At 69.5% G+C, this 23,292-nt stretch carries 21 protein-coding genes, 5 tRNA genes and 1 pseudogene; 12 read left to right on the top strand and 15 right to left on the bottom strand.

Annotated features, from left to right (window positions below; all coding sequences use genetic code 11):
- Positions 1 to 99: 99 nt before the first annotated feature.
- The 3 genes from ABZ642_RS18820 to leuC form a co-directional block, all read right to left on the bottom strand.
- Positions 100 to 330: a hypothetical protein gene (locus tag ABZ642_RS18820; RefSeq protein ID WP_360484763.1), complete on the bottom strand. Its 231-nt coding sequence runs from the start codon at positions 328 to 330 to the stop codon at positions 100 to 102.
- Between the two features lie 288 nt (positions 331 to 618).
- A complete protein-coding gene (gene leuD / locus ABZ642_RS18815) occupies positions 619 to 1,212 on the bottom strand; it encodes a 3-isopropylmalate dehydratase small subunit (protein ID WP_360484760.1) in 594 nt (197 codons plus the stop codon).
- Positions 1,213 to 1,218: 6 nt separating this feature from the next.
- Positions 1,219 to 2,649 carry a 3-isopropylmalate dehydratase large subunit gene (gene leuC / locus ABZ642_RS18810; protein ID WP_360484757.1) on the bottom strand — a complete coding sequence of 477 codons (1,431 nt, stop codon included), beginning with the start codon at positions 2,647 to 2,649 and terminating at the stop codon, positions 1,219 to 1,221.
- A gap of 205 nt (positions 2,650 to 2,854) precedes the next feature.
- On the opposite strand from leuC, the gene ndgR reads away from it, so the two are divergent.
- Positions 2,855 to 3,571: an IclR family transcriptional regulator NdgR gene (gene ndgR, locus ABZ642_RS18805; RefSeq protein WP_003993203.1), complete on the top strand. Its 717-nt coding sequence runs from the start codon at positions 2,855 to 2,857 to the stop codon at positions 3,569 to 3,571.
- Between the two features lie 227 nt (positions 3,572 to 3,798).
- Here ndgR and ABZ642_RS18800 read toward each other — a convergent pair whose 3' ends face one another.
- Complete coding sequence (locus ABZ642_RS18800; protein WP_360484754.1) at positions 3,799 to 4,296, bottom strand: DUF4188 domain-containing protein; 498 nt, start codon at positions 4,294 to 4,296, stop codon at positions 3,799 to 3,801.
- A gap of 90 nt (positions 4,297 to 4,386) precedes the next feature.
- Here ABZ642_RS18800 and ABZ642_RS18795 point away from each other — a divergent pair, with 90 nt between their 5' ends.
- Positions 4,387 to 5,031 carry a MerR family transcriptional regulator gene (locus ABZ642_RS18795; protein WP_360484751.1) on the top strand — a complete coding sequence of 215 codons (645 nt, stop codon included), beginning with the start codon at positions 4,387 to 4,389 and terminating at the stop codon, positions 5,029 to 5,031.
- Between the two features lie 67 nt (positions 5,032 to 5,098).
- Here the strand turns inward: ABZ642_RS18795 and ABZ642_RS18790 are convergent.
- From ABZ642_RS18790 to ABZ642_RS18765, 6 genes are all read right to left on the bottom strand, one after another.
- A tRNA-Glu gene (locus ABZ642_RS18790) sits at positions 5,099 to 5,171 on the bottom strand.
- Positions 5,172 to 5,199: 28 nt separating this feature from the next.
- Positions 5,200 to 5,271 (bottom strand) — tRNA-Gln (locus tag ABZ642_RS18785).
- 21 nt (positions 5,272 to 5,292) lie between these two features.
- Positions 5,293 to 5,365, bottom strand: a tRNA-Glu gene (locus ABZ642_RS18780).
- A 22-nt stretch (positions 5,366 to 5,387) separates the two neighbouring features.
- Positions 5,388 to 5,460 (bottom strand) — tRNA-Glu (locus tag ABZ642_RS18775).
- 39 nt (positions 5,461 to 5,499) lie between these two features.
- Positions 5,500 to 5,571 (bottom strand) — tRNA-Gln (locus ABZ642_RS18770).
- Between the two features lie 91 nt (positions 5,572 to 5,662).
- Positions 5,663 to 6,382: an HAD family hydrolase gene (locus ABZ642_RS18765; RefSeq protein WP_360484748.1), complete on the bottom strand. Its 720-nt coding sequence runs from the start codon at positions 6,380 to 6,382 to the stop codon at positions 5,663 to 5,665.
- A gap of 18 nt (positions 6,383 to 6,400) precedes the next feature.
- On the opposite strand from ABZ642_RS18765, the gene ABZ642_RS18760 reads away from it, so the two are divergent.
- Positions 6,401 to 6,685, top strand: a complete 285-nt coding sequence (locus tag ABZ642_RS18760; protein WP_360484745.1) for a hypothetical protein — start codon at positions 6,401 to 6,403, stop codon at positions 6,683 to 6,685.
- Between the two features lie 64 nt (positions 6,686 to 6,749).
- On the opposite strand, the gene gltX is transcribed toward ABZ642_RS18760, so the two are convergent.
- The 3 genes from gltX to ABZ642_RS18745 all read right to left on the bottom strand — a co-directional run bounded on the left by gltX (position 6,750) and on the right by ABZ642_RS18745 (position 9,333).
- Positions 6,750 to 8,234: a glutamate--tRNA ligase gene (gene gltX, locus ABZ642_RS18755; protein ID WP_360484742.1), complete on the bottom strand. Its 1,485-nt coding sequence runs from the start codon at positions 8,232 to 8,234 to the stop codon at positions 6,750 to 6,752.
- Positions 8,227 to 9,012 (bottom strand): fumarylacetoacetate hydrolase family protein, encoded by a 786-nt coding sequence (locus tag ABZ642_RS18750; protein WP_360484740.1) that lies wholly within the window; start codon positions 9,010 to 9,012, stop codon positions 8,227 to 8,229. Before ABZ642_RS18750 ends, gltX begins: the two co-directional genes overlap by 8 nt.
- A 132-nt stretch (positions 9,013 to 9,144) precedes the next feature.
- Positions 9,145 to 9,333 (bottom strand): hypothetical protein, encoded by a 189-nt coding sequence (locus tag ABZ642_RS18745; RefSeq protein WP_351705292.1) that lies wholly within the window; start codon positions 9,331 to 9,333, stop codon positions 9,145 to 9,147.
- A gap of 573 nt (positions 9,334 to 9,906) precedes the next feature.
- Here ABZ642_RS18745 and ABZ642_RS18740 point away from each other — a divergent pair.
- From ABZ642_RS18740 to ABZ642_RS18700, 9 genes and pseudogenes are all read left to right on the top strand, one after another.
- Positions 9,907 to 13,878, top strand: coding sequence for a nitrate- and nitrite sensing domain-containing protein (locus ABZ642_RS18740; RefSeq protein WP_360484737.1), 3,972 nt, complete (start codon positions 9,907 to 9,909; stop codon positions 13,876 to 13,878).
- A 9-nt stretch (positions 13,879 to 13,887) separates the two neighbouring features.
- Entirely contained in the window at positions 13,888 to 14,301 is a 414-nt protein-coding gene (locus tag ABZ642_RS18735; RefSeq protein ID WP_005479910.1) for a roadblock/LC7 domain-containing protein, read from the top strand.
- Entirely contained in the window at positions 14,193 to 14,810 is a 618-nt protein-coding gene (locus ABZ642_RS18730; protein WP_360484734.1) for a DUF742 domain-containing protein, read from the top strand. Before ABZ642_RS18735 ends, ABZ642_RS18730 begins: the two co-directional genes overlap by 109 nt.
- Positions 14,791 to 15,366, top strand: a complete 576-nt coding sequence (locus ABZ642_RS18725; protein ID WP_046729249.1) for an ATP/GTP-binding protein — start codon at positions 14,791 to 14,793, stop codon at positions 15,364 to 15,366. Before ABZ642_RS18730 ends, ABZ642_RS18725 begins: the two co-directional genes overlap by 20 nt.
- 381 nt (positions 15,367 to 15,747) lie before the next feature.
- Positions 15,748 to 19,029, top strand: coding sequence for a nitrate- and nitrite sensing domain-containing protein (locus ABZ642_RS18720; RefSeq protein ID WP_360484730.1), 3,282 nt, complete (start codon positions 15,748 to 15,750; stop codon positions 19,027 to 19,029).
- 10 nt (positions 19,030 to 19,039) lie between these two features.
- The gene (locus ABZ642_RS18715) at positions 19,040 to 19,453 is read left to right on the top strand and encodes a roadblock/LC7 domain-containing protein (protein WP_093825739.1); all 414 of its coding nucleotides are present in this window, start codon (positions 19,040 to 19,042) and stop codon (positions 19,451 to 19,453) included.
- 96 nt (positions 19,454 to 19,549) lie between these two features.
- Positions 19,550 to 20,119 (top strand): DUF742 domain-containing protein, encoded by a 570-nt coding sequence (locus ABZ642_RS18710; RefSeq protein ID WP_360484727.1) that lies wholly within the window; start codon positions 19,550 to 19,552, stop codon positions 20,117 to 20,119.
- Positions 20,100 to 20,681 carry an ATP/GTP-binding protein gene (locus ABZ642_RS18705; RefSeq protein WP_360484724.1) on the top strand — a complete coding sequence of 194 codons (582 nt, stop codon included), beginning with the start codon at positions 20,100 to 20,102 and terminating at the stop codon, positions 20,679 to 20,681. The genes ABZ642_RS18710 and ABZ642_RS18705 overlap by 20 nt, the downstream gene beginning before the upstream one ends.
- A 93-nt stretch (positions 20,682 to 20,774) precedes the next feature.
- A pseudogene (locus ABZ642_RS18700) lies at positions 20,775 to 21,155 on the top strand (NACHT domain-containing protein); the annotation flags it as partial.
- 149 nt (positions 21,156 to 21,304) lie between these two features.
- On the opposite strand, the gene ABZ642_RS18695 reads toward ABZ642_RS18700, so the two are convergent.
- Entirely contained in the window at positions 21,305 to 21,502 is a 198-nt protein-coding gene (locus ABZ642_RS18695) for an acyl-CoA carboxylase subunit epsilon (RefSeq protein WP_089098553.1), read from the bottom strand.
- Positions 21,503 to 21,536: 34 nt separating this feature from the next.
- Positions 21,537 to 23,132, bottom strand: a complete 1,596-nt coding sequence (locus ABZ642_RS18690; protein ID WP_360484720.1) for an acyl-CoA carboxylase subunit beta — start codon at positions 23,130 to 23,132, stop codon at positions 21,537 to 21,539.
- Positions 23,133 to 23,292 lie beyond the last annotated feature (160 nt).

The following is a 23,292-nucleotide window of genomic DNA, read 5'->3' as shown; positions in this document are numbered from 1 at the left end:
GCTTTTTCGCACGTTAGGCAGATATATACCGCAAATCAAACACGAAACGGGCTTATCACCCTTGTGCCGCAACGGACTCGGTCGTCCAGGACGGTCCAGTCAGCGTTCCTCTTCGGGGAATCGGCCCCCGTCGAGGTCCGTATTGAACCGTTCCAGCCGTCTTGCCGCGTCGGCCAGGTCGTGCTTGGCCGCGGCCGTAATGACCAGCAGCTTCCGGGTCAGCGCCATCCGTACGCCCTCCGGGACTTGCAGTGCGCGCACTCTTGTGTGCGCTTCCTTCAGTTGGTCCGCGACCGCCGCATAGAGCTGGAGTTGGCCGTCGTGTTCCATGCACAGATTGTGCCATCTGGGGCGAGTTGTCGCCTGCGCAGGGGGCAACTGCCGCCTCAAATGGCCTTCCGGGCACTTGCGGAAGCCGCGGACACAGCACTCACGTACCCTCACAACATCCGTCCTAACGTGGGAAGTTGGCAAGACCTGCGACAACGCGAGCGTCCGTTCGGGTGCAGACATGGCTGTACCCCCAATCGTGGCGATCGGGGGTACAGGCGGGGTGTGGCGGTGGCTGAAACCAGCCGTATTCAGATGTGGTCGATCAGGCCGGAAGCGGGCTCCGGATCAGGCCTGGAGCGTCCGCGGCTTGTACGAGGGCCGCTTGGCCTCGTACTCGGCGATGTCGGCCTCGTTCCGGAGGGTGATGGAGATGTCGTCCAGCCCGTTCAGCAGCCGCCAGCGGGAGTTCTCGTCCAGCTCGAAGGAGGCGGTGATGCCCTCGGCGCGCACCTCACGGGCCTCGAGGTCGACGGTGATCTCGGCCTGCGGGTCGTTCTCGGTGAGCTCCTGGAGCGCGTCCACGATCTTCTGCTCCAGAACCACCGTGAGCAGGCCGTTCTTCAGCGAGTTGCCCCGGAAGATGTCCGCGAAGCGGGACGAGATGACGGTCTTGAAGCCGTAGTTCTGCAGCGCCCAGACGGCGTGCTCACGGGAGGAACCGGTGCCGAAGTCGGGGCCGGCGACCAGGACGGTCGCCCCCTGCCGCTCGGGCCGGTTGAGCACGAACTCGGGATCTTTCCGCCAGGCCTCGAACAGCCCGTCCTCGAAACCGTCCCTGGTGACCTTCTTGAGCCAGTGAGCAGGGATGATCTGGTCGGTGTCGACGTTGGAACGGCGCAGCGGGACGGCCCGGCCGGTGTGCGTGGTGAATGCTTCCATGGCTGATCAGACTCCAGCGGGCGTACGAACGTCGGCGTCGGACAGGTCGGCGGGCGAGGCCAGGTGGCCCAGGACGGCCGTGGCGGCCGCGACCTGCGGCGACACCAGGTGGGTACGCCCGCCCTTGCCCTGCCGGCCCTCGAAGTTGCGGTTGGAGGTGGACGCGGAGCGCTCCCCCGGTGCCAGCTGGTCGGGGTTCATGCCCAGGCACATCGAGCAGCCCGCGTGCCGCCATTCGGCACCGGCGTCCTTGAAGACGACGTCCAGGCCCTCGGAGACGGCCTGCAGACCGACCCGCGCGGAGCCGGGGACGACCAGCATCCGTACGCCGTCGGCGACTTTGCGGCCCTCGACGATGGCGGCCGCGGCGCGCAGGTCCTCGATGCGCCCGTTGGTGCACGAGCCTACGAAGACGGTGTCCACCTTGATGGAGCGCAGCAGCTGGCCGGCCTCCAACCCCATGTACTCCAAGGCCTTTTCGGCGGCGAAGCGCTCCGAAGCGTCTTCGTACGAAGCCGGGTCGGGGACCTGTGCCGAAAGCGGCGCACCCTGACCGGGGTTGGTGCCCCAGGTGACGAACGGCGAGAGGGCGGCGGCGTCGATGTGCACCTCGGCGTCGAATTCCGCGTCGTCGTCCGTCTTCAGGGTCTTCCAGTACTCGACCGCCGCGTCCCAGTCGGCGCCCTCGGGGGCGTGGGCGCGGCCCTTGATGTACGCGAAGGTGGTCTCGTCCGGGGCGATCATGCCCGCGCGGGCGCCGGCCTCGATCGACATGTTGCAGATGGTCATGCGGGCCTCCATCGAGAGCTTCTCGATGGCGGAGCCGCGGTACTCCAGGATGTAGCCCTGGCCGCCGCCGGTACCGATCTTGGCGATGATCGCCAGGATCAGGTCCTTGGCGGTGACGCCCTCGGGCAGCTCGCCGTCGACCGTGATGGCCATGGTCTTCGGGCGGGCCAGCGGCAGCGTCTGGGTGGCCAGCACGTGCTCCACCTGGGAGGTGCCGATGCCGAACGCGAGCGCGCCGAAGGCGCCGTGCGTGGAGGTGTGGGAGTCACCACAGACGACGGTCGTGCCGGGCTGGGTCAGACCCAGCTGCGGGCCGACCACGTGCACGACCCCCTGCTCGACGTCGCCCAGCGGGTGCAGCCGGACGCCGAAATCGGCGCAGTTCTTGCGCAGCGTCTCCAGCTGGGCCCGGGAGACCGGGTCCGCGATGGGCTTGTCGATGTCGAGGGTGGGGGTGTTGTGGTCCTCGGTCGCGATGGTGAGGTCGAGGCGGCGCACCTGGCGGCCGTTCTGACGCAGGCCGTCGAAGGCCTGCGGGCTGGTCACCTCGTGCAGCAGGTGCAGATCGATGAAGAGGAGGTCGGGCTCGCCCTCGGCGCGCCGGACGACGTGGTCGTCCCAGACCTTCTCCGCGAGTGTCCTACCCATCGCTTTCCCTCCGGCCGGCAGACGTGCACCGGCCCAACTAGAGATCTTGAGGTAGCGGCTGCCCGTTCTCCGGGCCCCTGAAGTCGTGGTTCCGGGCGTCCGCCGCCGGGCCCGTTGGTCTGCGGGCCACTGTGTGATTCCAGGGTGGCGCGTTCCACGGGAAATTGAACTTGCGTTTCACAGAGTGAGACGTGAGTATCGTTGCATGGACAACAGTAGCGGCGTCGGCGTTCTGGACAAGGCGGCCCTTGTCCTGAGCGCTCTGGAGTCCGGTCCGGCCACCCTCGCGGGTCTGGTCGGGGCCACCGGACTGGCACGGCCCACGGCCCACCGGCTGGCCGTGGCTCTGGAACACCACCGCATGGTGGCACGCGACATGCAGGGCCGTTTCATTCTCGGCCCACGACTCGCGGAACTGGCCGCGGCGGCCGGCGAGGACCGCCTGCTCGCGACGGCGGGCCCGGTGCTCACGCACCTCAGGGACATCACCGGCGAGAGCGCGCAGCTCTATCGACGCCAGGGGGACATGCGGATCTGCGTGGCCGCGGCGGAACGTCTGTCCGGCCTGCGGGACACGGTCCCGGTCGGCTCGACGCTCACGATGAAGGCCGGGTCCTCGGCGCAGATCCTGATGGCCTGGGAGGAGCCGGAGCGGCTGCACCGCGGCCTCCAGGGCGCCCGCTTCACGGCGACGGCCCTGTCGGGTGTCCGCCGCCGCGGCTGGGCCCAGTCCATCGGCGAGCGCGAGCCGGGGGTCGCCTCGGTGTCGGCGCCGGTGCGCGGCCCTTCCAACCGGGTGGTAGCGGCCGTCTCCGTCTCCGGCCCGATCGAGCGCCTGACCCGCCACCCTGGTCGCATGCACGCCCAGGCCGTGATCGACGCGGCGGGCCGCCTCTCCGAGGCACTGCGCCGCACCGGCTGACGCTCCCTACCAGAAGGGGCCCGCCTCAACGCCGCGGCAGGCCTCTTCCGACGGAAGTGCAACCCCTAGGGGCGCGGGGAACTGCGCGGCCAGCCACACACTGCCCGCACCCGCCCAGTGACCGCAGCCCCCACGGCGGAGCATGTGCCACCACCGGCCGCCAGCAGTCAGCGACGCCGTCGCGGCCGGTCGCGCAGTTCCCCGCGCCCCTGACGGGGGCGCTGCACTCACCCGGAGCGATACGCGAACCGGTCCTTCCCGTAGCGTCCCCGCCGCTCCACCGGCACCACCCCGCTCGCCGCGCCCAGGCCGAACTCCGGCATGTCGAAGTAGATCGACTCGTACGAGCCCTCCGGCGCCACGTACGCCTCGTGCCACAGCCCCACGTGCCCGTGCAGCTTCCCCGCGCGCTCCTTGCGGTTCACGACGCCCCACACCTTGTGGTGGAACAGGTCGGGCGAGCTCGCGTACGCGTACAGCTTCTCCTTCGACTCCCAGTACTGGACGACGTAGTACGTCCGTGGCGAAGCCGTCAGCAGGATGCGCCCCAGCAGCCCCCGGCCGGGATCCCGTTCGAGCTCCCGCAGCATGCGGAACATCGACAGCGCGACCGGGAGCCACTGGTGGACCGCCCAGAAGTGGTTGATGCGCATGCCGATCAGCAGGACCACCGCGTCGCCCTCACGCGCCGCGGTCGTCCGGCCCGGAATCGGTTTCGCGAACATGACGACACCCCCCGGATCCTCGTCGGATAGCAGCACTATCCTTCTTGTCAGTGCTTGGATAGTGGCACTTACCAAGGAGAGGCGCAAGACATGCGGCTTGCCCAGCTGAGCGAGCGCAGCGGCGTGTCCGCCGCGACGATCAAGTACTACCTGCGCGAAGGGCTGTTGCCGCCGGGCCGCCAGGTCAATGCCACCACCGCCGAGTACGACGAGGGGCATCTGCGACGGCTGCGACTGGTGCGGGCGATGATCCAGGTGGGGCGGATCCCCGTCGCCACGGTCCGCGAGGTGCTCGGGCATGTCGACGACGGCTCGCTGGGGCGGACGATCAGGGTGGGCGCCGCGCTGTGGGCGCTGCCGCAGGTGCCCGAGCCGGACGCGGAGGACGAGTTCGTGCAGAGCGCGCACCGGGAGGTCGGGACCCTGCTGGACGTCCTCGGCTGGGAGAACGCCAAGCAGCTCACGACCATCTCCCCCGCGTACCGCCAGCTGGTGGTCGCGGTGGCCGCGTTCCGCCGGCTCGGTTACGACTGGGATGCCGAACTCCTCGTGTCACACGCGAAGTTGATGCACCAGGCGGCCATCACCGACCTGGACTTCCTGGAGACGCGTCCGTCGGAGGAGGAGAAGGTGGAGGCCGCGGTGGCCAGCGCGGTCCTGGTGGAGCCGATGCTCCAGGCGCTGCACCGGCTGGCCCAGGAGGAGGAGACGGCCCGCCGCTACGGCTTCGAATGAGCCGTAGGACATACGGCGGTACGGCGAAGGCCCCTCACCGAAGTGAGGGGCCTCGTTCTTCTCTCTGTACCCCCGACCGGATTCGAACCGGCGCTACCGCCTTGAGAGGGCGGCGTGCTAGGCCGCTACACAACGGGGGCGTGGATCTTACGTTTCCGCAGATCCGAGCTGGTCTACCTGGACTCGAACCAAGACTAACTGAACCAGAATCAGTCGTGCTGCCAATTACACCATAGACCAATGATGGTTTAGACCAGTTCGTACCCCCGACCGGATTCGAACCGGCGCTACCGCCTTGAGAGGGCGGCGTGCTAGGCCGCTACACAACGGGGGCCCTAGCGATCCTTCGATCACCGTACCCCCGACCGGATTCGAACCGGCGCTACTGCCTTGAGAGGGCAGCGTGCTAGGCCGCTACACAACGGGGGCTTGCGGATCTGATCCGCGCGTGCAGATGAGCTCTGCGAGCTGGCCTACCTGGACTCGAACCAAGACTAACTGAACCAGAATCAGTCGTGCTGCCAATTACACCATAGGCCACTGGAACGCAATCCCCTGAAGGGGTCTTGTTCTAGCTTCGCGCCTCCGGTTCCGGCCTTTCGGCCCGCTCCCCGGCGGCGCAGGAAGAACATTACCTGAAGGTGGACGGGGCTCCAAAACGGGTATCGGCGCGGAGGATCGCGGGCAGTTCGGCGAGGGAGCCGATCCGGTGGCCGCCGGCCGGCGCGCTCCCGGCCCCGTGCCGGTCGAGCCAGACGGACAGCAGTCCGGCGTCCGCGGCACCGCGTCCGTCGATCTCCGGGTGGTCGCCGACGTACGCGACCTGGTGCGGGGCGAGTTCCAGCGCCTCGCAGGCGGCGAGGAAGGCACCGGCGTCGGGCTTGGAGACGCCCAGTTCGGCGGCGCAGAGGATCGCCTCGAAACGGTCGTGGACACCGAGCGTGCGCAGTTTGTGGTCCTGGACGTGGAGGCTGGAGTTGGAGAGCACGGCGTGTCGGTGGCTGTCCGCGAGCGCGTCCAGGGCGGGCAGGACGTCCGGGAAAAGGGTCCAGGCGGCCTCGTAGTAGGTCCGGTACCGGCGGAACCAGGCGTCGGCCTCGTCGTCGGTCAGCTCCCGGCCCAGGAACACCCGTACCCGGTCCAGCCGCTGTCCCTCGAAGCTGACCTCGCCCGCCGAGAACCGCGCCCACTGCTCGTCGGTGACCTCCCGCCACCGCACCAGCGCCGCCTCCGCGCTCTCCCACCCCGCGAGCAGCCCCTCCGCCGCCAGGTGCGCCCGCATGCCCTCGCGGTCGGCACTCGTGTAGTCGAAGAGGGTGTCGTCAACGTCCCACACCACAGCTCTGATCACCCTCACAGACTGACACACATGAGCGAGCGCCGAGTCCAGTTCGCCGTCGAGGCCCGTGCGGCGTACGACGGTCTGCCCGGCGAGCGTCGAGCCCAGTTGGACAAGGCCGTGCGGATACTGGCACGGGACCCCTTCCGCAAGGCGGCGACCGCGCAGCTCGGACCCGACGAACACCTGCGCAGGGCTTACGTGGCTCCGGGTGTGATGCTGGAGTACATGGTCGCGGGCGCCGTCATGGTCGTCGTCGTCCTGGAGATCTTCGACGAGTTCACGTACCTGATCGACGAGGCCGACGCCGTCTGACACGCGTGCGTGAGGGGCGGCACCCGGAACACACCGGGTGCCGCCCCTCACGCATGCGTGGGTGTTACGCCGCGAGCCTCGCCAGCGCCGCGTCGATCCTGGCCAGCGTCTTCTCCTTGCCCAGGATCTCCAGGGACTCGAAGAGCGGCAGGCCGACCGTGCGGCCGGTGACCGCCACCCGGACCGGTGCCTGGGCCTTGCCGAGCTTGAGGCCGTGGGCCTCGCCGGCGGCCAGGACGGCCTCCTTCAGGGACTCCGGAGAGGTCCAGTCGGCCGACTCCAGCTTCTCGCGGGCCGTGACCAGAAGGGCGTCGCTGCCCTCCTTCATCGCCTTCGTCCAGCTGGCCTCGTCGGAGACCGGCTCGGGCAGGAACAGGAAGTCGACGTTGTCGGTGATCTCCGACAGGACCTTCAGACGGGTCTGGGCGTGCGGGGCGATCGCGTGCCACTTGGACTCGTCGAAGTCCGCCGGGGCCCAGGGGGCGACGGGGGCCTTCAGCCAGGGGGCGCAGCGCTCCGTGAAGTCCTTCACGTCCAGCAGACGGATGTGGTCGGCGTTGATCGCCTCGCACTTCTTCAGGTCGAAGCGGGCCGGGTTGGGGTTCACGTCGGAGATCTCGAAGGCGGCCACCATCTCCTCGATCGAGAAGATGTCCTGGTCCGCGGAGAACGACCAGCCGAGCAGCGAGAGGTAGTTCAGCAGGCCCTCGGGGAGGAAGCCGCGCTCGCGGTAGAGGTTGAGCGAGGACTCCGGGTCGCGCTTGGAGAGCTTCTTGTTGCCCTCGCCCATGACGTAGGGGAGGTGCCCGAAGGCCGGGATCTGCTGGGCGATGCCGAGCTCGATGAGCGCCTTGTAGAGGGCGATCTGGCGCGGGGTGGAGGAGAGCAGGTCCTCGCCGCGCAGGACGTGGGTGATCTCCATCAGGGCGTCGTCGACCGGGTTGACCAGCGTGTAGAGCGGGGCGCCGTTCGCGCGGACGATGCCGTAGTCCGGGACGTTCTCCGGGGTGAAGGTCAGCTCGCCGCGGACCAGGTCCGTGAAGGTGATCGTCTCGTCGGGCATCCGGAAGCGGACGATCGGGGTGCGGCCCTGGGCCTTGTACTCCTCGACCTGCTCGGCGGTGAGGTCGCGGCAGTGGCCGTCGTAGCCGGACGGCTTGCCGGCGGCGCGGGCGGCCTCGCGGCGGGTGTCCAGCTCCTCCTGGGAGCAGTAGCAGCGGTAGGCGTGGCCGGCGTCGAGCAGCTTCTGGGCGACATCGGTGTAGATGTCCATGCGCTGCGACTGGCGGTACGGCGCGTGCGGGCCGCCGACCTCGGGGCCCTCGTCCCAGTCGAAGCCCAGCCAGCGCATCGCGTCGAGCAGCTGCTCGTACGACTCCTCGGAGTCGCGGGCCGCGTCGGTGTCCTCGATGCGGAAGACGAGCGTGCCCTGGTGGTGCCGGGCGAACGCCCAGTTGAACAGGGCGGTGCGGACCAGGCCCACATGGGGGTTACCGGTGGGCGAGGGACAGAACCGTACTCGGACGGCGGAGTCGGGTGCGCTAGCCACGCTTGACAACCTTGTTGGTGAGAGTGCCGATGCCTTCGATGGTGACGGCGACCTCGTCGCCGACGTTGAGGGGGCCGACCCCTGCCGGGGTGCCGGTGAGGATCACGTCGCCGGGGAGCAGCGTCATCGCCTCGGTGATGTTGACGATCAGGTCCGCGATGGAGTGGATCATCTCGCTCGTACGGCCGAGCTGGCGCTGTTCGCCGTCGACGGTGAGCTGGATCGTCAGGTCGGACGCGGTGGCGAGGTCCAGGTCCGTCTCCACCCAGGGACCGAGCGGGCAGGCGGTGTCGAAGCCCTTCGCCCGGGCCCACTGCTTCTCGCGCCGCTGGACGTCACGAGCGGTGACGTCGTTGGCGCAGGTGTAGCCGAAGATGACGTCCTGGACGCGCTCGCGCGGGACCTCGCGACACATGCGGCCGATGACCACGGCCAGTTCGGCCTCGTGGTGGAGGTCCTGGGAGAACGGCGGGTACTGGATCTCGTCGCCGGGGCCGATCACCGAGGTGGACGGCTTGAAGAAGGCGAAGGGGGCGTCCGGGACCTCGTTGCCCAGCTCCTTCGCGTGCTCCGCGTAGTTGCGGCCGAAGGCGACGACCTTGTTGGGGAGCACCGGCGGGAGCAGCCGTACCTTGTTCAGCGGGACCTTCGTGCCGGAGAGCTCGAAGTCCGTGAACGGAATGCCCTTGATGATGTCGAGGACGAGTTCGTCCTGCTTGTCGCCCTCGACGGCGCCGAAGGCGACGTTCCCGTCGATGGAGAACCTGGCGATGCGCACGGGATCCTTGCGCCCCTCACTGAGCCGGCTGGAGTCTGACACTCCAGGCTAACGCGGCAAGGGGTGGCCGCCGTGAAAACAGCCCGGTGACCGGGTGAGTGAGTGAACGGCGGCCGTGCCCCGTACCAGCTGCTACTCGGCCACCGAGGTCGTGGCCGGGATCTCCATGAGGATGGTGCGCCGCGGGTTGGCGGTCTGGGCCGGGAGGTCGAGGGAGTGCTCGGGGAGTTCGGGGGTCTGGAGTTCCTCGGCGTCCTTGAGGTGGGCCAGGGTGGTACGCCGGGGGTTGGCTATGTTGCGGAACATCATCGTCGTCTTCACGGTTGTCGTGGACCCCGTCATGTGTCGGTTGGCAGAAACTTCCCTCTTGTAAAGCGCCAGGCTAAACATCGAATTCCCGGCGGAAGCCGCCAAGTAGCGGCGATCGGCGTGTGAGTTTGCTCACGAAGTCGAGGCCAAAACGGTCATTCCGGGCCCACAAGTCACCGCAACGAAACGGACATTGACGAACTGAAGCTGTCATTCCGCTCCTGATCATGGCGACTGGGACACGTGTGACGCGCCTGCGACTGGCAGGGATACGTCCGTTATGTACGCGATCGACTTCGACATCTCGTAACGTGTCACTCACACGCTGTCACGGAGGTCACAGCTCGGTCCACGGCCCTTGTTGGAGATCCGGCACTGTGCTGGAATTCCACGGACCGCCGCGGGATCCAGCCGGCGCGCAGGGGGCGCAACACTGCGCCGGGTGGCGGCGAGACAGGGGGAACCAGCGCCGGTCACACTCACGACCAACAGGGGGCGCGCATTCAGGGCGCTCCCCCTTATCAACGCCGACACCGTGTCTCTCCGTTCAGCGGAGGGGCGCCTGGTCCAGAGGTTGCGACGCTAGTGCAGGGACGTTTCAAGAGGGATGGCAGCGCTCCGGCAGAGCCGGAGGCGCACGGCGGGACCGACCGCGGTTCCTCGCCCCAGCACGCCCAGAACCCGGCCCCGGCCGGCGGTGGTGACGGTGGTGAGCGCCCCGGGCGCCCCGCCGTGTCGGCGTCCTCGGGATCTTCGGGCCCCCAGCCGACCGCCCCACCGACGCCCGCGGTCAAGCCCGTCAAGGGCTCGTCCAACCCCGGATCGCGCATAGCCCTGCGCAACTGGCGCATCTCCACGCGCCTGGTGTCGCTGCTCGCGCTCCCCGTGGTGGCGGCGACCTCGCTGGGCGCGGTGCGCATCAACCAGTCGCTCGACAGCATCCAGCAGCTCGACAACATCAAGCTGCTGACCGACATGACCAAGCAGGCCACCGAGCTGGCCGCCGCGCTCCAGGAGGAGCGCGACCAGTCGGCCGGTCCGCTGGCGCACGGCCAGTCGCCCACCAGCCCGGGGGTCAAGGGCTACGAGGACAAGACCGACCGCGCCCGCGACAACTTCCTCAACGCCTCCGAGGAAATCGACACCGCGAGCAAGAACGGTCAGCTCCAGGGCGTCCGGGACAGCCTCGTCGGTCTGGCCGGCCAGCTGGACGACCTGGCGAAGATCCGCAAGGACGCCTATCAGCAGAAGGAGAACTCGACCCAGACGGTCGAGGCCTACCACCGGCTGATCACCCAGCTGATCGACCTCTCGCAGGACATGGCGCAGGCCTCCAGCAACCCGGAGATGATCCAGCGCACCCGCGCCCTGGCGGCGTTCTCCACCGCCAAGGAGTACGCGTCGGTGCAGCGAGCGGTCATCGCCGCGGCCCTGCCCGCCAACAACACGACCTTCGGCGACCTCTCCGAGAACGACCGCCTGTACGGCGAGTCGGCCCAGGAGAGCGAGACCTCCGAACTGACGATCTTCCGGAAGATCTACGCGGGCAACGCGGCCGAGCTCCTCAAGCCGGTCGACGAGAACAACCCGACGATCGAGTCCGCCAACACCTACGCCAAGCGTGCGCTGGGCGCCCAGAACGGTCTGAACGAGCTGTCCAAGCGGTCGTACCTCGACTGGGTGGACGACAGCTCGACCAAGATCGACCAGATGAAGAAGATCGAGCACACGCTGCTCGAGGACATGGAGCAGAAGGCCCGCGAACTGCGGTCCTCCTCCGAGCAGGAAGCGATCATCTCCGGTGCGCTGATCCTGCTCGTCCTCGGCGTGTCGCTGGTCGGCGCCTTCATCGTGGCCCGCTCCATGATCCGCTCGCTGCGCCGCCTCCAGGAGACCGCCACCAAGGTCGCCCAGGACCGGCTGCCCGAGCTGGTCAAGCAGCTGTCCGAGTCCGACCCGCAGGACGTCGACACGTCCGTGGAGTCGGTCGGTGTGCACTCCCGGGACGAGATCGGCCAGGTGGCCGCGGCCTTCGACGACGTGCACCGCGAGGCGGTCCGACTCGCCGCCGAGCAGGCCCTGCTGCGGGGCAACGTCAACGCGATGTTCACCAACCTCTCGCGCCGCTCCCAGGGCCTCATCCAGCGCCAGCTCTCGCTCATCTCCGAACTGGAGTCCCGCGAGGCCGACCCGGACCAGCTGTCCTCCCTCTTCAAGCTCGACCACCTCGCGACGCGTATGCGCCGTAACGGTGAGAACCTCCTCGTCCTCGCCGGTGAAGAGCCCGGCCGCCGCTGGACCCGCCCGGTCCCGCTGGTCGACGTGCTCCGCGCCGCCGCGTCCGAGGTGGAGCAGTACGAGCGCATCGAGCTGGCCGCCGTACCGACCACCGAAGTGGCCGGCCGTGTGGTCAACGACCTCGTCCACCTGCTCGCCGAGCTGCTGGAGAACGCCACCTCGTTCTCCTCGCCGCAGACCAAGGTCAAGGTCACCGGTCACGCGCTGCCCGACGGCCGCGTCCTGATCGAGATCCACGACACCGGCATCGGCCTCTCCCCCGAGGACCTCGCGGCGATCAACGAACGGCTCGCCTCGCCGCCCACCGTGGACGTCTCGGTCTCCCGCCGCATGGGTCTGTTCGTGGTCGGCCGTCTGTCCCAGCGCCACGGCATCCGCATCCAGCTGCGTCCCTCCGACTCCGGTGGTACGACCGCGCTGGTCATGCTTCCCGTCGACGTCGCCCAGGGCGGCAAGAAGCCCGCTCCCGGCAAGCCCGGCGCCCCGGCGTCGTCCGGCGGTCCGGCCGCCGCGCAGGCGGCGGCCGGTGCGGCCGCGGCCCGGCGTGGCGGCGGCCAGGGCGGTTCGCTCGGTGCGGGTGCCCCCGCCCCGGCCCTCGGCGGCGGTGCCGCCGGTGCCCGCGGTGGCGCCCTCGGTTCCGGTGGCCCCTCCGGCGGCGGACTGCTCGGCGCCGGTGCGGCTCCGCGCGGCCAGGTCGGCGCGGGGCAGGGTCCCCGGGCCGCGCTGCCCGGCGCGGGCCCGAACGGCGGCCGTCCCGGCGCGCCGGGCGGTGCCCGCGGCCAGCAGGGTCCGGCCGCTCCCCCGCAGGGCCGGCCCAACGGCGGCGGCGGTGCCTTCGGCGACCAGGACGCGTTCGGCAGCCGGCAGGACCCCTTCGGCGGTCAGGACGCCTTCGGCAACCGGGGCCCGGTCCCGCCGCAGCGCTCCGCCTCCCCCTCCGACCAGGGCCGTCAGCCCCAGCTGCCGCCGCGCGGTGGCGCGCGGGCCGAGCTGCCCGGCGGCAACCCGCAGCAGGGCAGGCCCAGCTGGAGCGACGACAACGCCCAGCCGCCGCTCTCCCGTGCCTCGCTGGACACCCCGCGCGGCCACGACGAGCAGGACCCGGCCCACACCGCGCCGATGCCCCGCATCGACGACCGGCAGGACCTGGGCGCCACCTCGCAGATGCCGGCGATCCCGCAGGGGCCGTCGTCCACCGGCTCGTACCCCCGCCCGGGCATGAACGGTCCGCAGGACACCGGATCCTTCCCCCGTCCGAACGTGAACGGCCAGCAGGACACCGGCTCCTTCCCGCGCCCCGGCGCGAACGGACCGCAGGACACGGGATCCTTCCCGCGCCCCAACGTGAACGGCCAGCAGGACACCGGCTCGTTCCCCCGCCCCGGCGCGAACGGACCGCAGGACACGGGGTCCTTCCCGCGTCCGAACGTGAACGGCCAGCAGGACTCGGGGCAGTACGTCCGCTCCGACGTCTTCGGCAGGCAGGCCGGGCCGCAGGGCGGCTCCCAGAACACCGGTCAGTTCGCCGCCCCGCAGGGCTACGACAACGGCTCCACCGGCCAGTTCGCCGCCCCGTCCTACGACAACGGCTCGACCGGCCAGCACTCCCTGCCCGGCCACCAGAACGGCTACGCGGGCAACGGCCAGCACGGCAACGGCCAGCACAACACGGGCCAGTTCGAGCGTCCGGGGACCAACGGCCGCGGCATGGACTTCGGCGCGGCACAGCGTCCGCCGGTCCCGCCGGCCCGTCAGGATCCCGAGGCGCTGCCGCCGGCCAGCGGTCCCGGTGACGGTCGTACCCCGCTGTACGACACGCTGGAGACCAACTGGTTCCACGGCGGTCAGCAGGAACAGCAGCACCCGCAGAGCAACGGCCACGGAAACGGCTCGGCGCCGCTCCCGCCCGTTCCTGCCCAGCCGCCGGCCCCGGCCGCCGCGGCCCCCCAGCGTCCCGCGCAGGCAGCCTGGCGCACCTCCCCGAACGACGATCTCGTCCGGCAGGCGGAGCGTGTACGGCAGCCGGCGGCGGGCGGTGTCACCACCTCCGGTCTGCCGCGCCGGGTGCCCAGGGCGAACCTCGTCCCGGGCACGGCTCAGCAGCAACAGCACCACACCGGTCCGCAGGTCTCGCGTGCGCCTGATGACGTCCGCGGCCGGCTGACCAATCTCCGTCGGGGTATCGCGCAGGGACGGCAGGCCGGCACCGGCCCGCAGACCGGCAGCTTCCCGAGCCCCACTCACCAGCAGGAGCGTTAGTTGAGTCCGATGAGCCAGGCGGCACAGAACCTGAACTGGTTGATCACCAACTTCGTGGACAACACCCCCGGGGTGTCCCACACCGTCGTCGTGTCCGCCGACGGTCTCCTTCTGGCGATGTCCGAAGGCTTCCCCCGTGACCGTGCCGACCAGCTGGCGGCCGTCGCGTCCGGACTCACCTCGCTGACGGCCGGGGCGTCCCGGATCTTCGAGGGCGGCGACGTCGCACAGACGGTCGTCGAGATGGAGCGCGGCTTTCTTTTCCTGATGTCCGTCTCGGACGGGTCGTCCCTCGCGGTCCTGGCCCACCCCGAGTGCGACATCGGCCTCGTCGGCTACGAGATGGCGCTCCTGGTCGACCGCGCGGGCGCGGTGCTCACGCCCGACCTGCGCGCCGAACTGCAAGGCAGTCTGCTCCACTGACAGCCCGGATCCAACCCGCCTCACCAAATCACCGTCCGGCCGCCACAATCCCCCCACCGGCCACGTCCGACGGCACGACTGACCGACTTGCTGTCCCGCCCGGAGGAACGATGACCCCGCCCACCGCCTCTCATGATCCGTACGCGGAGCCGTACGGGGACGAGGGCGACCAGCCGCTGGTACGTCCTTACGCGATGACCGGCGGCCGGACCCGGCCGCGCTATCAGCTCGCCATCGAGGCGCTGATCAGCACGACGGCCGACCCGGCAGCGCTCATGGGGCTGCTCCCGGAGCACCAGCGCATCTGCCACCTGTGCCGTGAGGTGAAGTCGGTCGCCGAGGTCTCGGCGCTGCTCGCCATGCCGCTCGGTGTGGCCCGGATCCTGGTGGCCGACCTCGCCGAGGCCGGCCTGGTCGCCATCCACCAGCCGGGCGGCGACGAGAACAACGGTGGCGCACCTGACGTGACGCTGCTCGAAAGGGTGCTCAGTGGACTTCGCAAGCTCTGACGGAGGTCGGGCCACCACCTCCGCGAAGATCGTGGTGGCGGGCGGCTTCGGCGTCGGCAAGACCACGTTCGTGGGAGCGGTCTCCGAGATCAACCCGCTGCGCACGGAGGCCGTGATGACGTCCGCCTCGGCGGGCATCGACGACCTGACCCACACCGGGGACAAGACCACCACCACGGTGGCCATGGACTTCGGACGTATCACGCTCGACCAGGACCTGATCCTGTACCTGTTCGGCACGCCGGGCCAGGACCGCTTCTGGTTCATGTGGGACGACCTGGTACGCGGCGCCATCGGCGCCGTCGTCCTGGTGGACACCCGCCGGCTCGCCGACTGCTTCCCGGCGGTGGACTACTTCGAGAACAGCGGTCTGCCGTTCGTCATAGCGCTCAACGGCTTCGACGGACACCAGCCCTACACGCCCGAAGAGGTCCGCGAGGCGCTGCAGATCGGCCCGGACGCGCCGATCATCACCACGGACGCCCGGCACCGCGCGGATGCCAAGAGCGCGCTGATCACGCTGGTGGAGCACGCCCTCATGGCACGGCTGCGATAGCACCCAAGTCGTTCATCATGTACGGCAGTTGTCGTACGGAAACCGGAGCCGACTGTGGCCTTTGACACGGTCGGCTCCGGTGTTCATAACGTTTCGGCAGAGGAATCCACCGGTATCGCCACGCGTCGCGGTCGCGCGGTACCGCTGCGCTCACAACAGCCCCGCCTTTTGGCGGGGCTCGCTCTTTATGACCGTTTTATCTGGGCCTTACAAGACCGCACTCCATCGCTTTCCGCTGTTTGGAAGTGCGTAGGCCCCCATGCTGGAATGCCTGAACTGCCCAATAGTCAAAGACGTACTGAGTAGTGGTCTGAGACACACCGGGCTCTGAGAGACTGCGGCACGACGATAGGTGCCCGCCGCCGAGAGGTTGTTGGTCGAGTGAGGCGAAGCAAGAACGGTCCCGAGCCGTCGGCACGGGGCAACTTCACCCCGCCGCCGCGCGCTGCGGCGCCCACCCCTGTGCCAGCCGCGGAACCACCGGCCGCGCCCGCGAAGAGCGGCGGCCGTTTCTCCCCGCGCAACTGGCGAGTGCCGACCAGGCTGAACGCGATTCTGCTCATACCCGTGGTCGTCGGTCTGGTCATGGGCGGCTTCCAGGTGAAGAACTCCATCGACACCTGGAACGAGGCCCGGGACGCGGAGAACACCGCGCGCCTGGTCCGCGCCTCCCTCAGCTACGCCGACGCCCTCTACAACGAGCGTGACACCACCGCGGCGCCGCTGCTCCTGCACAAGGACAAGGCCACCGTCACCGCGGCGCGTGCGGCGACCGACAAGGCCGCCGACGCCTTCGACGCGGCCGCGCAGAACATGCCGCAGAAGTCCGGCCTGGAGCGCCGCCTGAAGCTGTTCCGCGAGGCCGAGCCCAAACTCACGACCCTGCGTGCCGCGGCGTACACCACCAATCTCACCGGTGTGCAGACCGAAGAGGGGTACACCCAGGTCGCCCACCCGCTGATGGAGTTCGCCAACGAGCTCGGTCTGGGTACCGGAAACATCACCTCCTACGGCCGTACCGTCTACGCCATCTCGCTCACCAAGGCGGCCCTGTCGCTGGAGCGCTCGATCGGCATGCACCTGCTGATCAAGCCCGGCCCGGACGCCGGCAACCTGGCCAGCCAGCGGGTCGCCCTCTCGTCGTACGCCTATCTCGAGGGCATCGCCGTCGAGGAGTACATCGGTGGTGGCACCGAGGCGGACGCGCAGAAGCTGAACGACCTCCAGAAGAAGATCAAGTCCGACGGCGCGGCACTGGTCCAGCAGGCCAAGGCCAAGGACCCGAACTACGTGGCCCCGCCGTCCAAGGACAACGCGATGGTCTCGGCGCTGGCGACGCTGCAGGACACCGACACCAGCACCCGCCAGGCACTGGCCGCCCAGGGCGTCACCGCCGAGAACTGGTGGACGGTCAACACCCTCAAGTACCAGGCCTACCGCACGATCGAGTCGGACATGGCCGACAAGGCGGTGAGCGAGGCCTCCGACATCGCCGACAACGCGAAGACGGACGCGTTCATCACCGGTGCCGCGGTCGTGGTCGCCCTGCTCGCGGCGTTCATCCTGGCCGGCATGGTGGCCCGCCAGATGTCCCGCTCGATGCGCCAGCTGCGCAACGCCGCCTTCGGCATCGCCGAGCAGCGCCTGCCGATGCTGGTCGACCAGCTCTCCCGCACCGACCCCGGCCGGGTCGACACCCGGGTGGCGCCGATCCCGATCACCTCGACCGACGAGATCGGCGAAGTCGCCCGCGCCTTCGACCAGGTCCACCGCGAGGCCGTCCGGCTCGCCGCCGAGCAGGCCCTGCTGCGGGGCAACATCAACGCGATCTTCACCAACCTGTCGCGCCGCAACCAGTCGCTGATCGAGGGCCAGCTGACCCTGATCACCGACCTGGAGAACAACGAGGCCGACCCGGACCAGCTGGAGAACCTCTTCCGTCTGGACCACCTCGCGACCCGTATGCGCCGCAACGGCGAGAACCTCCTGGTCCTCGCCGGCGAGGAGCCCGGCCGCCGCTGGGACCAGCCGGTCCCGCTGGTCGACGTGCTCCGCGCCGCCTCCTCCGAGGTGGAGCAGTACGAGCGCATCGAGCTCTCCGGCGTCCCGGAGGCCGAGATCCACGGCCGCGCGGTCACCGACCTCGTGCACCTGCTGGCCGAGCTGCTGGAGAACGCGACGACGTTCTCCTCCCCGCAGACCAAGGTCCGCGTCACCGCGACCCGTCTCCCCGACGGCCGCATCATGATCGAGATCCACGACAAGGGCATCGGCCTCACCGCCGAGGACTTCGCGGACATCAACCACAAGCTGGCCAACCCGCCGACCGTGGACGCCGCGATCTCCCAGCGCATGGGCCTCTTCGTGGTCGGCCGGCTCTCCGACCGGCACGGCATCCGGGTCCAGCTGCGCCCCTCCGGCGAGCAGGCGGGCACCACCTCGCTGGTCATGCTGCCGGACGCCATCACCCACGGTGGTGGCGGCGAACAGCCTCTGGACCGCGAGGAGTTCACGGTCTCGCAGATCATCCCGGAGCAGCAGTTCCAGGCTGAGAACTTCAGCCAGCAGCCGCAGCTCCAGCCGATGCGTACGGCGGCCGAGCTGGGCTTCGACGACAGCCGCTACGTGGAGGTCCCCGACGACATCCGCGACCTGGACCCCGTCGGCCGCTCCCTGTTGCGCGAGGAGCGCCGTGCGGCCCTGGAGGCCCAGGCACAGCCCGGACAGTTCCCGCAGAACCCTCAGGAGACCGCGGAGATCCCGGCGTACGTCGACGAGTTCGACCGGGGCCGGCAGGGCTACGACAGCAGCGGTACGGGCCTCCAGGAGCAGCCCACGGGCTTCGAGTCCGGGCAGCAGTACCAGGAGCAGTCGCAGGGCGCGTACGACGAGCAGTACTACGCGCCGAACGGCGGCCTGCCGCGGAACGACACGTTCTCGTCCGACCCCTTCGCCACCGGCGGCGGCTACCCGGAGCCCGCGTATCCGGAACCGGCCCAGGAGGAGCCCGCGGCCGCCCAGGCCGCCGCCTCCGAGTCGTTCCCGGCGTTCGGGGAGCAGCAGCCCTACCAGGACGACTGGCCGCAGCAGGGCCAGCAGCAGGACAGCTACCAGAACGGTTATCCGGCCCAGTACGCTCCGGAAGCGGAATCGGCGCAGGCCGGTGACGTGGACGAGCGGAACCGCGTAGGCTTCGACCGTCCGGGAGCGGCCCCTTCCGGGGGTCACCGGCTGACCGACGCCGGGCTGCCCCGCCGGGGATCCGGCGGTCCGGGCGGCCCGAACGGCGCGGCTCCCGTGCAGCAGGCTCCGGCCGCGACTTCAGCTCCGGCGGCTCCGCGAGCCTCGGCTCCGGAGGCAGGCGGTGACAGCAGCTGGCGTTCGGCGAACGACGAGCGCTGGCAGCAGGCCTCGCAGCTGCGCAAGCCCAAGGCGGGCGGGGTCACGTCCTCCGGCCTGCCGAGGCGGGTCCCCAAGGCCAACCTGGTCGAGGGAGCCGCCGAGAACACCCCTCAGGGGGGCCCACAGGTCTCCCGCGCCCCGGAGGACGTCCGGGGCAGGCTGAGCAACCTGCGCAGGGGCGTCCAGCGCGGACGCAACGCAGGCAGTGAAACGAACGGCCAGGGCTTCGGTCCTGACAGCACCTACAACCAGGAGCGTTAGTGTGAGCCCGATGAGCCAGGCGGCACAGAACCTGAACTGGTTGATCACCAACTTCGTGGACAACACCCCGGGGGTGTCCCACACGGTGGTGGTCTCCGCCGACGGACTCCTTCTGGCGATGTCCGAAGGCTTCCCCCGCGACCGTGCCGACCAGCTCGCGGCCGTCGCCTCCGGTCTGACGTCTCTGACGGCAGGCGCCTCCCGGATCTTCGAGGGGGGCAGCGTGAATCAGACGGTTGTGGAGATGGAGCGGGGATTCCTGTTCATCATGTCCGTTTCCGATGGGTCCTCCTTGGCCGTTCTGGCCCACCCGGAGGCCGACATCGGCCTGATTGGGTACGAGATGGCCCTTTTGGTGGACCGTGCGGGCACGGTTCTTACCCCGGATCTGCGCCAGGAACTCCAAGGAAGCCTTCTCAACTAACAGTCAGACGGTGCGTTTTGGCGTCCCGGGGCCGTAAGGTTTCGGGACGCGGCTCCATAGGGAACGGTGCCCGGCACGGTCGGAGGAGGAGAGAAAGTGGCAACACCCCCAGGCGGTTCGAATAACGGCAACTGGTCGTACGGTCCTGCGCAGGGCCAGGGCGACGGTTCCGCGAACCGGTACAACTTCCCCTCCGCCCCGAGCCACCGGCAGCCGTACGCACCGCAGGGCCCCGGCCCGTCGCCGTACGACCAGCCGCCGGCGCCGCGCATCCAGCCGGTACAGCCGCAGCGTCGTCCCGAGCCGGCGCCCGCCGGGGCGTCGAACAACCCCTTGGTGCGTCCGTACGCCATGACCGGCGGCCGGACCCGCCCGCGGTACCAGCTCGCCATCGAGGCACTGGTGCACACCACCGCGCAGCCGCACCAGATGCAGGGCCAACTGCCCGAGCATCAGCGGATCTGCAACCTCTGCCGGGAGATCAAGTCGGTGGCCGAAGTCTCGGCCCTCCTGTCGATCCCTCTCGGCGTGGCCAGGATCCTCGTCGCCGACTTGGCGGAGGCGGGCCTGGTCGCCATCCATCAGCCCGGCGGCGACGAGAGCGCCGGCGGCCAGCCAGACGTGACACTGCTCGAAAGGGTGCTCAGTGGACTTCGCAAGCTCTAGCGGCGGTCCTTCCCGCTCCACCACTTCCGCGAAGATCGTGGTGGCGGGCGGCTTCGGCGTGGGCAAGACCACGTTCGTCGGTGCCGTCTCGGAGATCAACCCGCTGCGCACAGAGGCCGTGATGACGTCCGCGTCGGCCGGCATCGACGACCTCACCCACACCGGGGACAAGACGACCACCACGGTCGCCATGGACTTCGGCCGCATCACCCTGGACCAGGACCTGATCCTGTACCTGTTCGGCACGCCGGGCCAGGACCGCTTCTGGTTCATGTGGGACGACCTGGTACGCGGCGCCATCGGCGCCATCGTCCTCGTGGACACCCGCCGCCTCGCCGACTGCTTCCCCGCGGTCGACTACTTCGAGAACTCGGGTCTCCCCTTCGTCATCGCCCTCAACGGCTTCGACGGCAGCCAGCCGTACAACCCGGAAGAGGTCCGCGAGGCGCTCCAGATCGGCCCCGACACCCCGATCATCACGACGGACGCCCGCCACCGCGCGGACGCCAAGTCGGCCCTGATCACCCTGGTCGAACACGCCCTGATGGCCCGCCTGCGCTAGCGGTTGTCTCTCCGAGGGGCCCCTTCCACCCGGAACGGGCCCCTTTGTCATACCCCGCCGGCACACCGGCCGTGAGCCTCTGGGAGGAGGCCGGGGGCGGAGGCGGCCGGCACGCGCGTCGAGGCGGCCCTGGGCGGCTCCAGGCGGGTGCTGCTGCGCGGCGAGGCGGGCTCCGGCAAGACGACGCTGCTGCGCCGGCCGGCGGTCACGGCGGCCCGCGGGGCGTTCGCCGGCGAGCCGGCCGCCTGGAACGGTCTGCCCCCGGTGCTCGTGAAGCTGCGGGAGTACGGCGGCCGGGCGCTGCGGGTGCCGGAGGCGATGCTGGACTCGGTGGCCGGACAGATCACCGGGGTCATGCCGAAGGCCCGGGTGGAACGGCAGCCGGCGGAGGGGAAGGCGCTGCTGCTCGTCGACGGCGTGGACGAACTGCTGGACGCGGAGCGGCGGGGCGCTCGGGAGTGGCTGCGGAAGCTGCCGGCGGCGTACAGAACCGCGTGCTTCCCGAAGATCCGCAGGCCCTGGACTTCCCCGGAGTCAAGGTCGTCATCCGCTGACCCCGACGTGCATCACGGCCCCGCCCTCCCGAAGGAGGAGCGGGGCCGTGGTCGACGCTGTGCCGGGGCTCAGTGCCAGCTGTGCGGGGCGCGGAAGCCGTTCTCGCGTTCCAGGCGGCGCCAGCCGGCCTTCGCGCGGCCTCGGTGGGTCTGCTCGGTGTCGGCGGTCGGCCTGGCGGCCGCGCGGGCCAGGAGGACCGCCGTTATGGCGGCGACTTCCTCCGGGTCGGCGTTGCCCTTCTCCACGCGAATGTCAGGGACGTTCATGGATTCAGTCTCCGTGAGAGAGGTTTCCGCAGGATTACTGCGGGGGGTTGCCGTGCTTACGTGACGGCAGGTCGGCGTGCTTGGTGTGCAGCATCGCCAGCGACTTGGCGAGCACCTCGCGGGTCTCGGCCGGGTCGATGACGTCGTCGACCAGGCCGCGCTCGGCCGCGTAGTAGGGGTGCATGAGCTCGGCCTTGTACTCCTTGACCATCTTCTGCCGCATGGCCTCGGGGTCCTCGGCGGAGGCGATCTGCCGACGGAAGATCACGTTGGCCGCACCCTCGGCGCCCATGACCGCGATCTCGTTCGTCGGCCAGGCGTACGTCAGGTCGGCACCGATCGACTGGGAGTCCATGACGATGTAGGCACCTCCGTACGCCTTGCGCAGGATCAGTGAGATCCGGGGCACGGTCGCGTTGCAGTAGGCGTAGAGGAGCTTCGCGCCGTGGCGGATGATCCCGCCGTGTTCCTGGTCGACACCGGGGAGGAAGCCCGGTACGTCCAGGAAGGTGACGATCGGAACATTGAAAGCGTCACACATCTGGACAAAGCGCGCAGCTTTTTCGCTCGCCTCGATGTCCAGGACGCCTGCCAGCACCTGCGGCTGGTTGGCGATGATGCCCACGACCTGGCCGTCGATCCGGGCCAGCGCGCAGATGATGTTCCGCGCCCAGCGCTCGTGGACCTCCAGGTAGTCGCCGTCGTCGACGATCTCCTCGATCACCTTGGCCATGTCGTACGGCCGGTTGCCGTCGGCCGGGACCAGGTCCAGGAGGACGTCGCCGCGCCGGTCCACCGGGTCCGTGGAGTCGACCCGGGGCGGGTTCTCGCGGTTGTTCTGCGGGAGGAGGGAGAGGAGGTAGCGGACCTCCGCGATGCAGGTCTCCTCGTCGTCGTACGCGAAGTGGCAGACGCCGGAGGTCTCGGCGTGCACGTCGGCGCCGCCGAGGCCGTTCTGGGTGATCTCCTCGCCGGTGACCGCCTTGACGACGTCCGGGCCGGTGATGAACATCTGCGAGGTCTCGCGGACCATGAAGACGAAGTCGGTGAGGGCGGGGCTGTAGGCGGCGCCGCCGGCGCAGGGGCCGAGCATCACGGAGATCTGCGGGATGACACCGGACGCCTTGGTGTTGCGCTGGAAGATCCCGCCGTAGCCGGCGAGCGCGGAGACGCCCTCCTGGATACGGGCGCCGGCGCCGTCGTTCAGGGAGACCAGCGGGGCGCCGGCCGCGATGGCCATGTCCATGATCTTGTGGATCTTGGTGGCGTGGGCCTCGCCCAGCGCGCCGCCGAAGATCCGGAAGTCATGGGCGTAGACGAAGACGGTACGGCCCTCGACCGTGCCCCAGCCGGTGATGACGCCGTCGGTGTAGGGCTTCTTGGCCTCCAGGCCGAAACCGACCGCGCGGTGCCGGCGCAGCTGCTCGACCTCCTGGAAGGAGTCCGGGTCCAGGAGCAGCTCGATGCGCTCCCGGGCCGTGAGCTTGCCCTTGGCACGCTGCGCCTCGGTCGCCTTCTCGCTGGGCCCCGCCACGGCCGCCGCACGGATCTCGTGCAGCTCGGCGACCCGCCCGCGTGCGTCCGTCGGCTCGCCGGTGGGCTCACCCGTCGTCTCTTCCAAAACGGTCATGTAGCGACCTTACGAAGGACACCAAGGATTACGAGACGTCGACTCCGTACAGTCTCCGACCCGTTTTCCTGGAACCACTGAACAGAACCAGAACGACATGCAGGCGTTCCGACTGCTCAGAGGGCTGTGGCGTTGTAGGGGTGCCACAAAGGCGGGGCCT

Source organism: Streptomyces sp. NPDC007157, from assembly GCF_040634235.1.
Lineage (GTDB): Bacteria > Actinomycetota > Actinomycetes > Streptomycetales > Streptomycetaceae > Streptomyces.
The sequence above is the reverse complement of the archived record's forward strand: the minus strand, read 5'-3'. Positions and strand labels throughout refer to the sequence as shown.

Coding starts and splice junctions, on each gene's coding strand:
- ABZ642_RS18820 (WP_360484763.1), bottom strand. CDS start 330: ATGGAACACGACGGCCAACTCCAGCTCTATGCGGCGGTCGCGGACCAA.
- leuD (WP_360484760.1), bottom strand. CDS start 1,212: ATGGAAGCATTCACCACGCACACCGGCCGGGCCGTCCCGCTGCGCCGT.
- leuC (WP_360484757.1), bottom strand. CDS start 2,649: ATGGGTAGGACACTCGCGGAGAAGGTCTGGGACGACCACGTCGTCCGG.
- ndgR (WP_003993203.1), top strand. CDS start 2,855: ATGGACAACAGTAGCGGCGTCGGCGTTCTGGACAAGGCGGCCCTTGTC.
- ABZ642_RS18800 (WP_360484754.1), bottom strand. CDS start 4,296: ATGTTCGCGAAACCGATTCCGGGCCGGACGACCGCGGCGCGTGAGGGC.
- ABZ642_RS18795 (WP_360484751.1), top strand. CDS start 4,387: ATGCGGCTTGCCCAGCTGAGCGAGCGCAGCGGCGTGTCCGCCGCGACG.
- ABZ642_RS18760 (WP_360484745.1), top strand. CDS start 6,401: ATGAGCGAGCGCCGAGTCCAGTTCGCCGTCGAGGCCCGTGCGGCGTAC.
- ABZ642_RS18735 (WP_005479910.1), top strand. CDS start 13,888: ATGAGCCAGGCGGCACAGAACCTGAACTGGTTGATCACCAACTTCGTG.
- ABZ642_RS18715 (WP_093825739.1), top strand. CDS start 19,040: ATGAGCCAGGCGGCACAGAACCTGAACTGGTTGATCACCAACTTCGTG.
- ABZ642_RS18695 (WP_089098553.1), bottom strand. CDS start 21,502: ATGAACGTCCCTGACATTCGCGTGGAGAAGGGCAACGCCGACCCGGAG.
- ABZ642_RS18690 (WP_360484720.1), bottom strand. CDS start 23,132: ATGACCGTTTTGGAAGAGACGACGGGTGAGCCCACCGGCGAGCCGACG.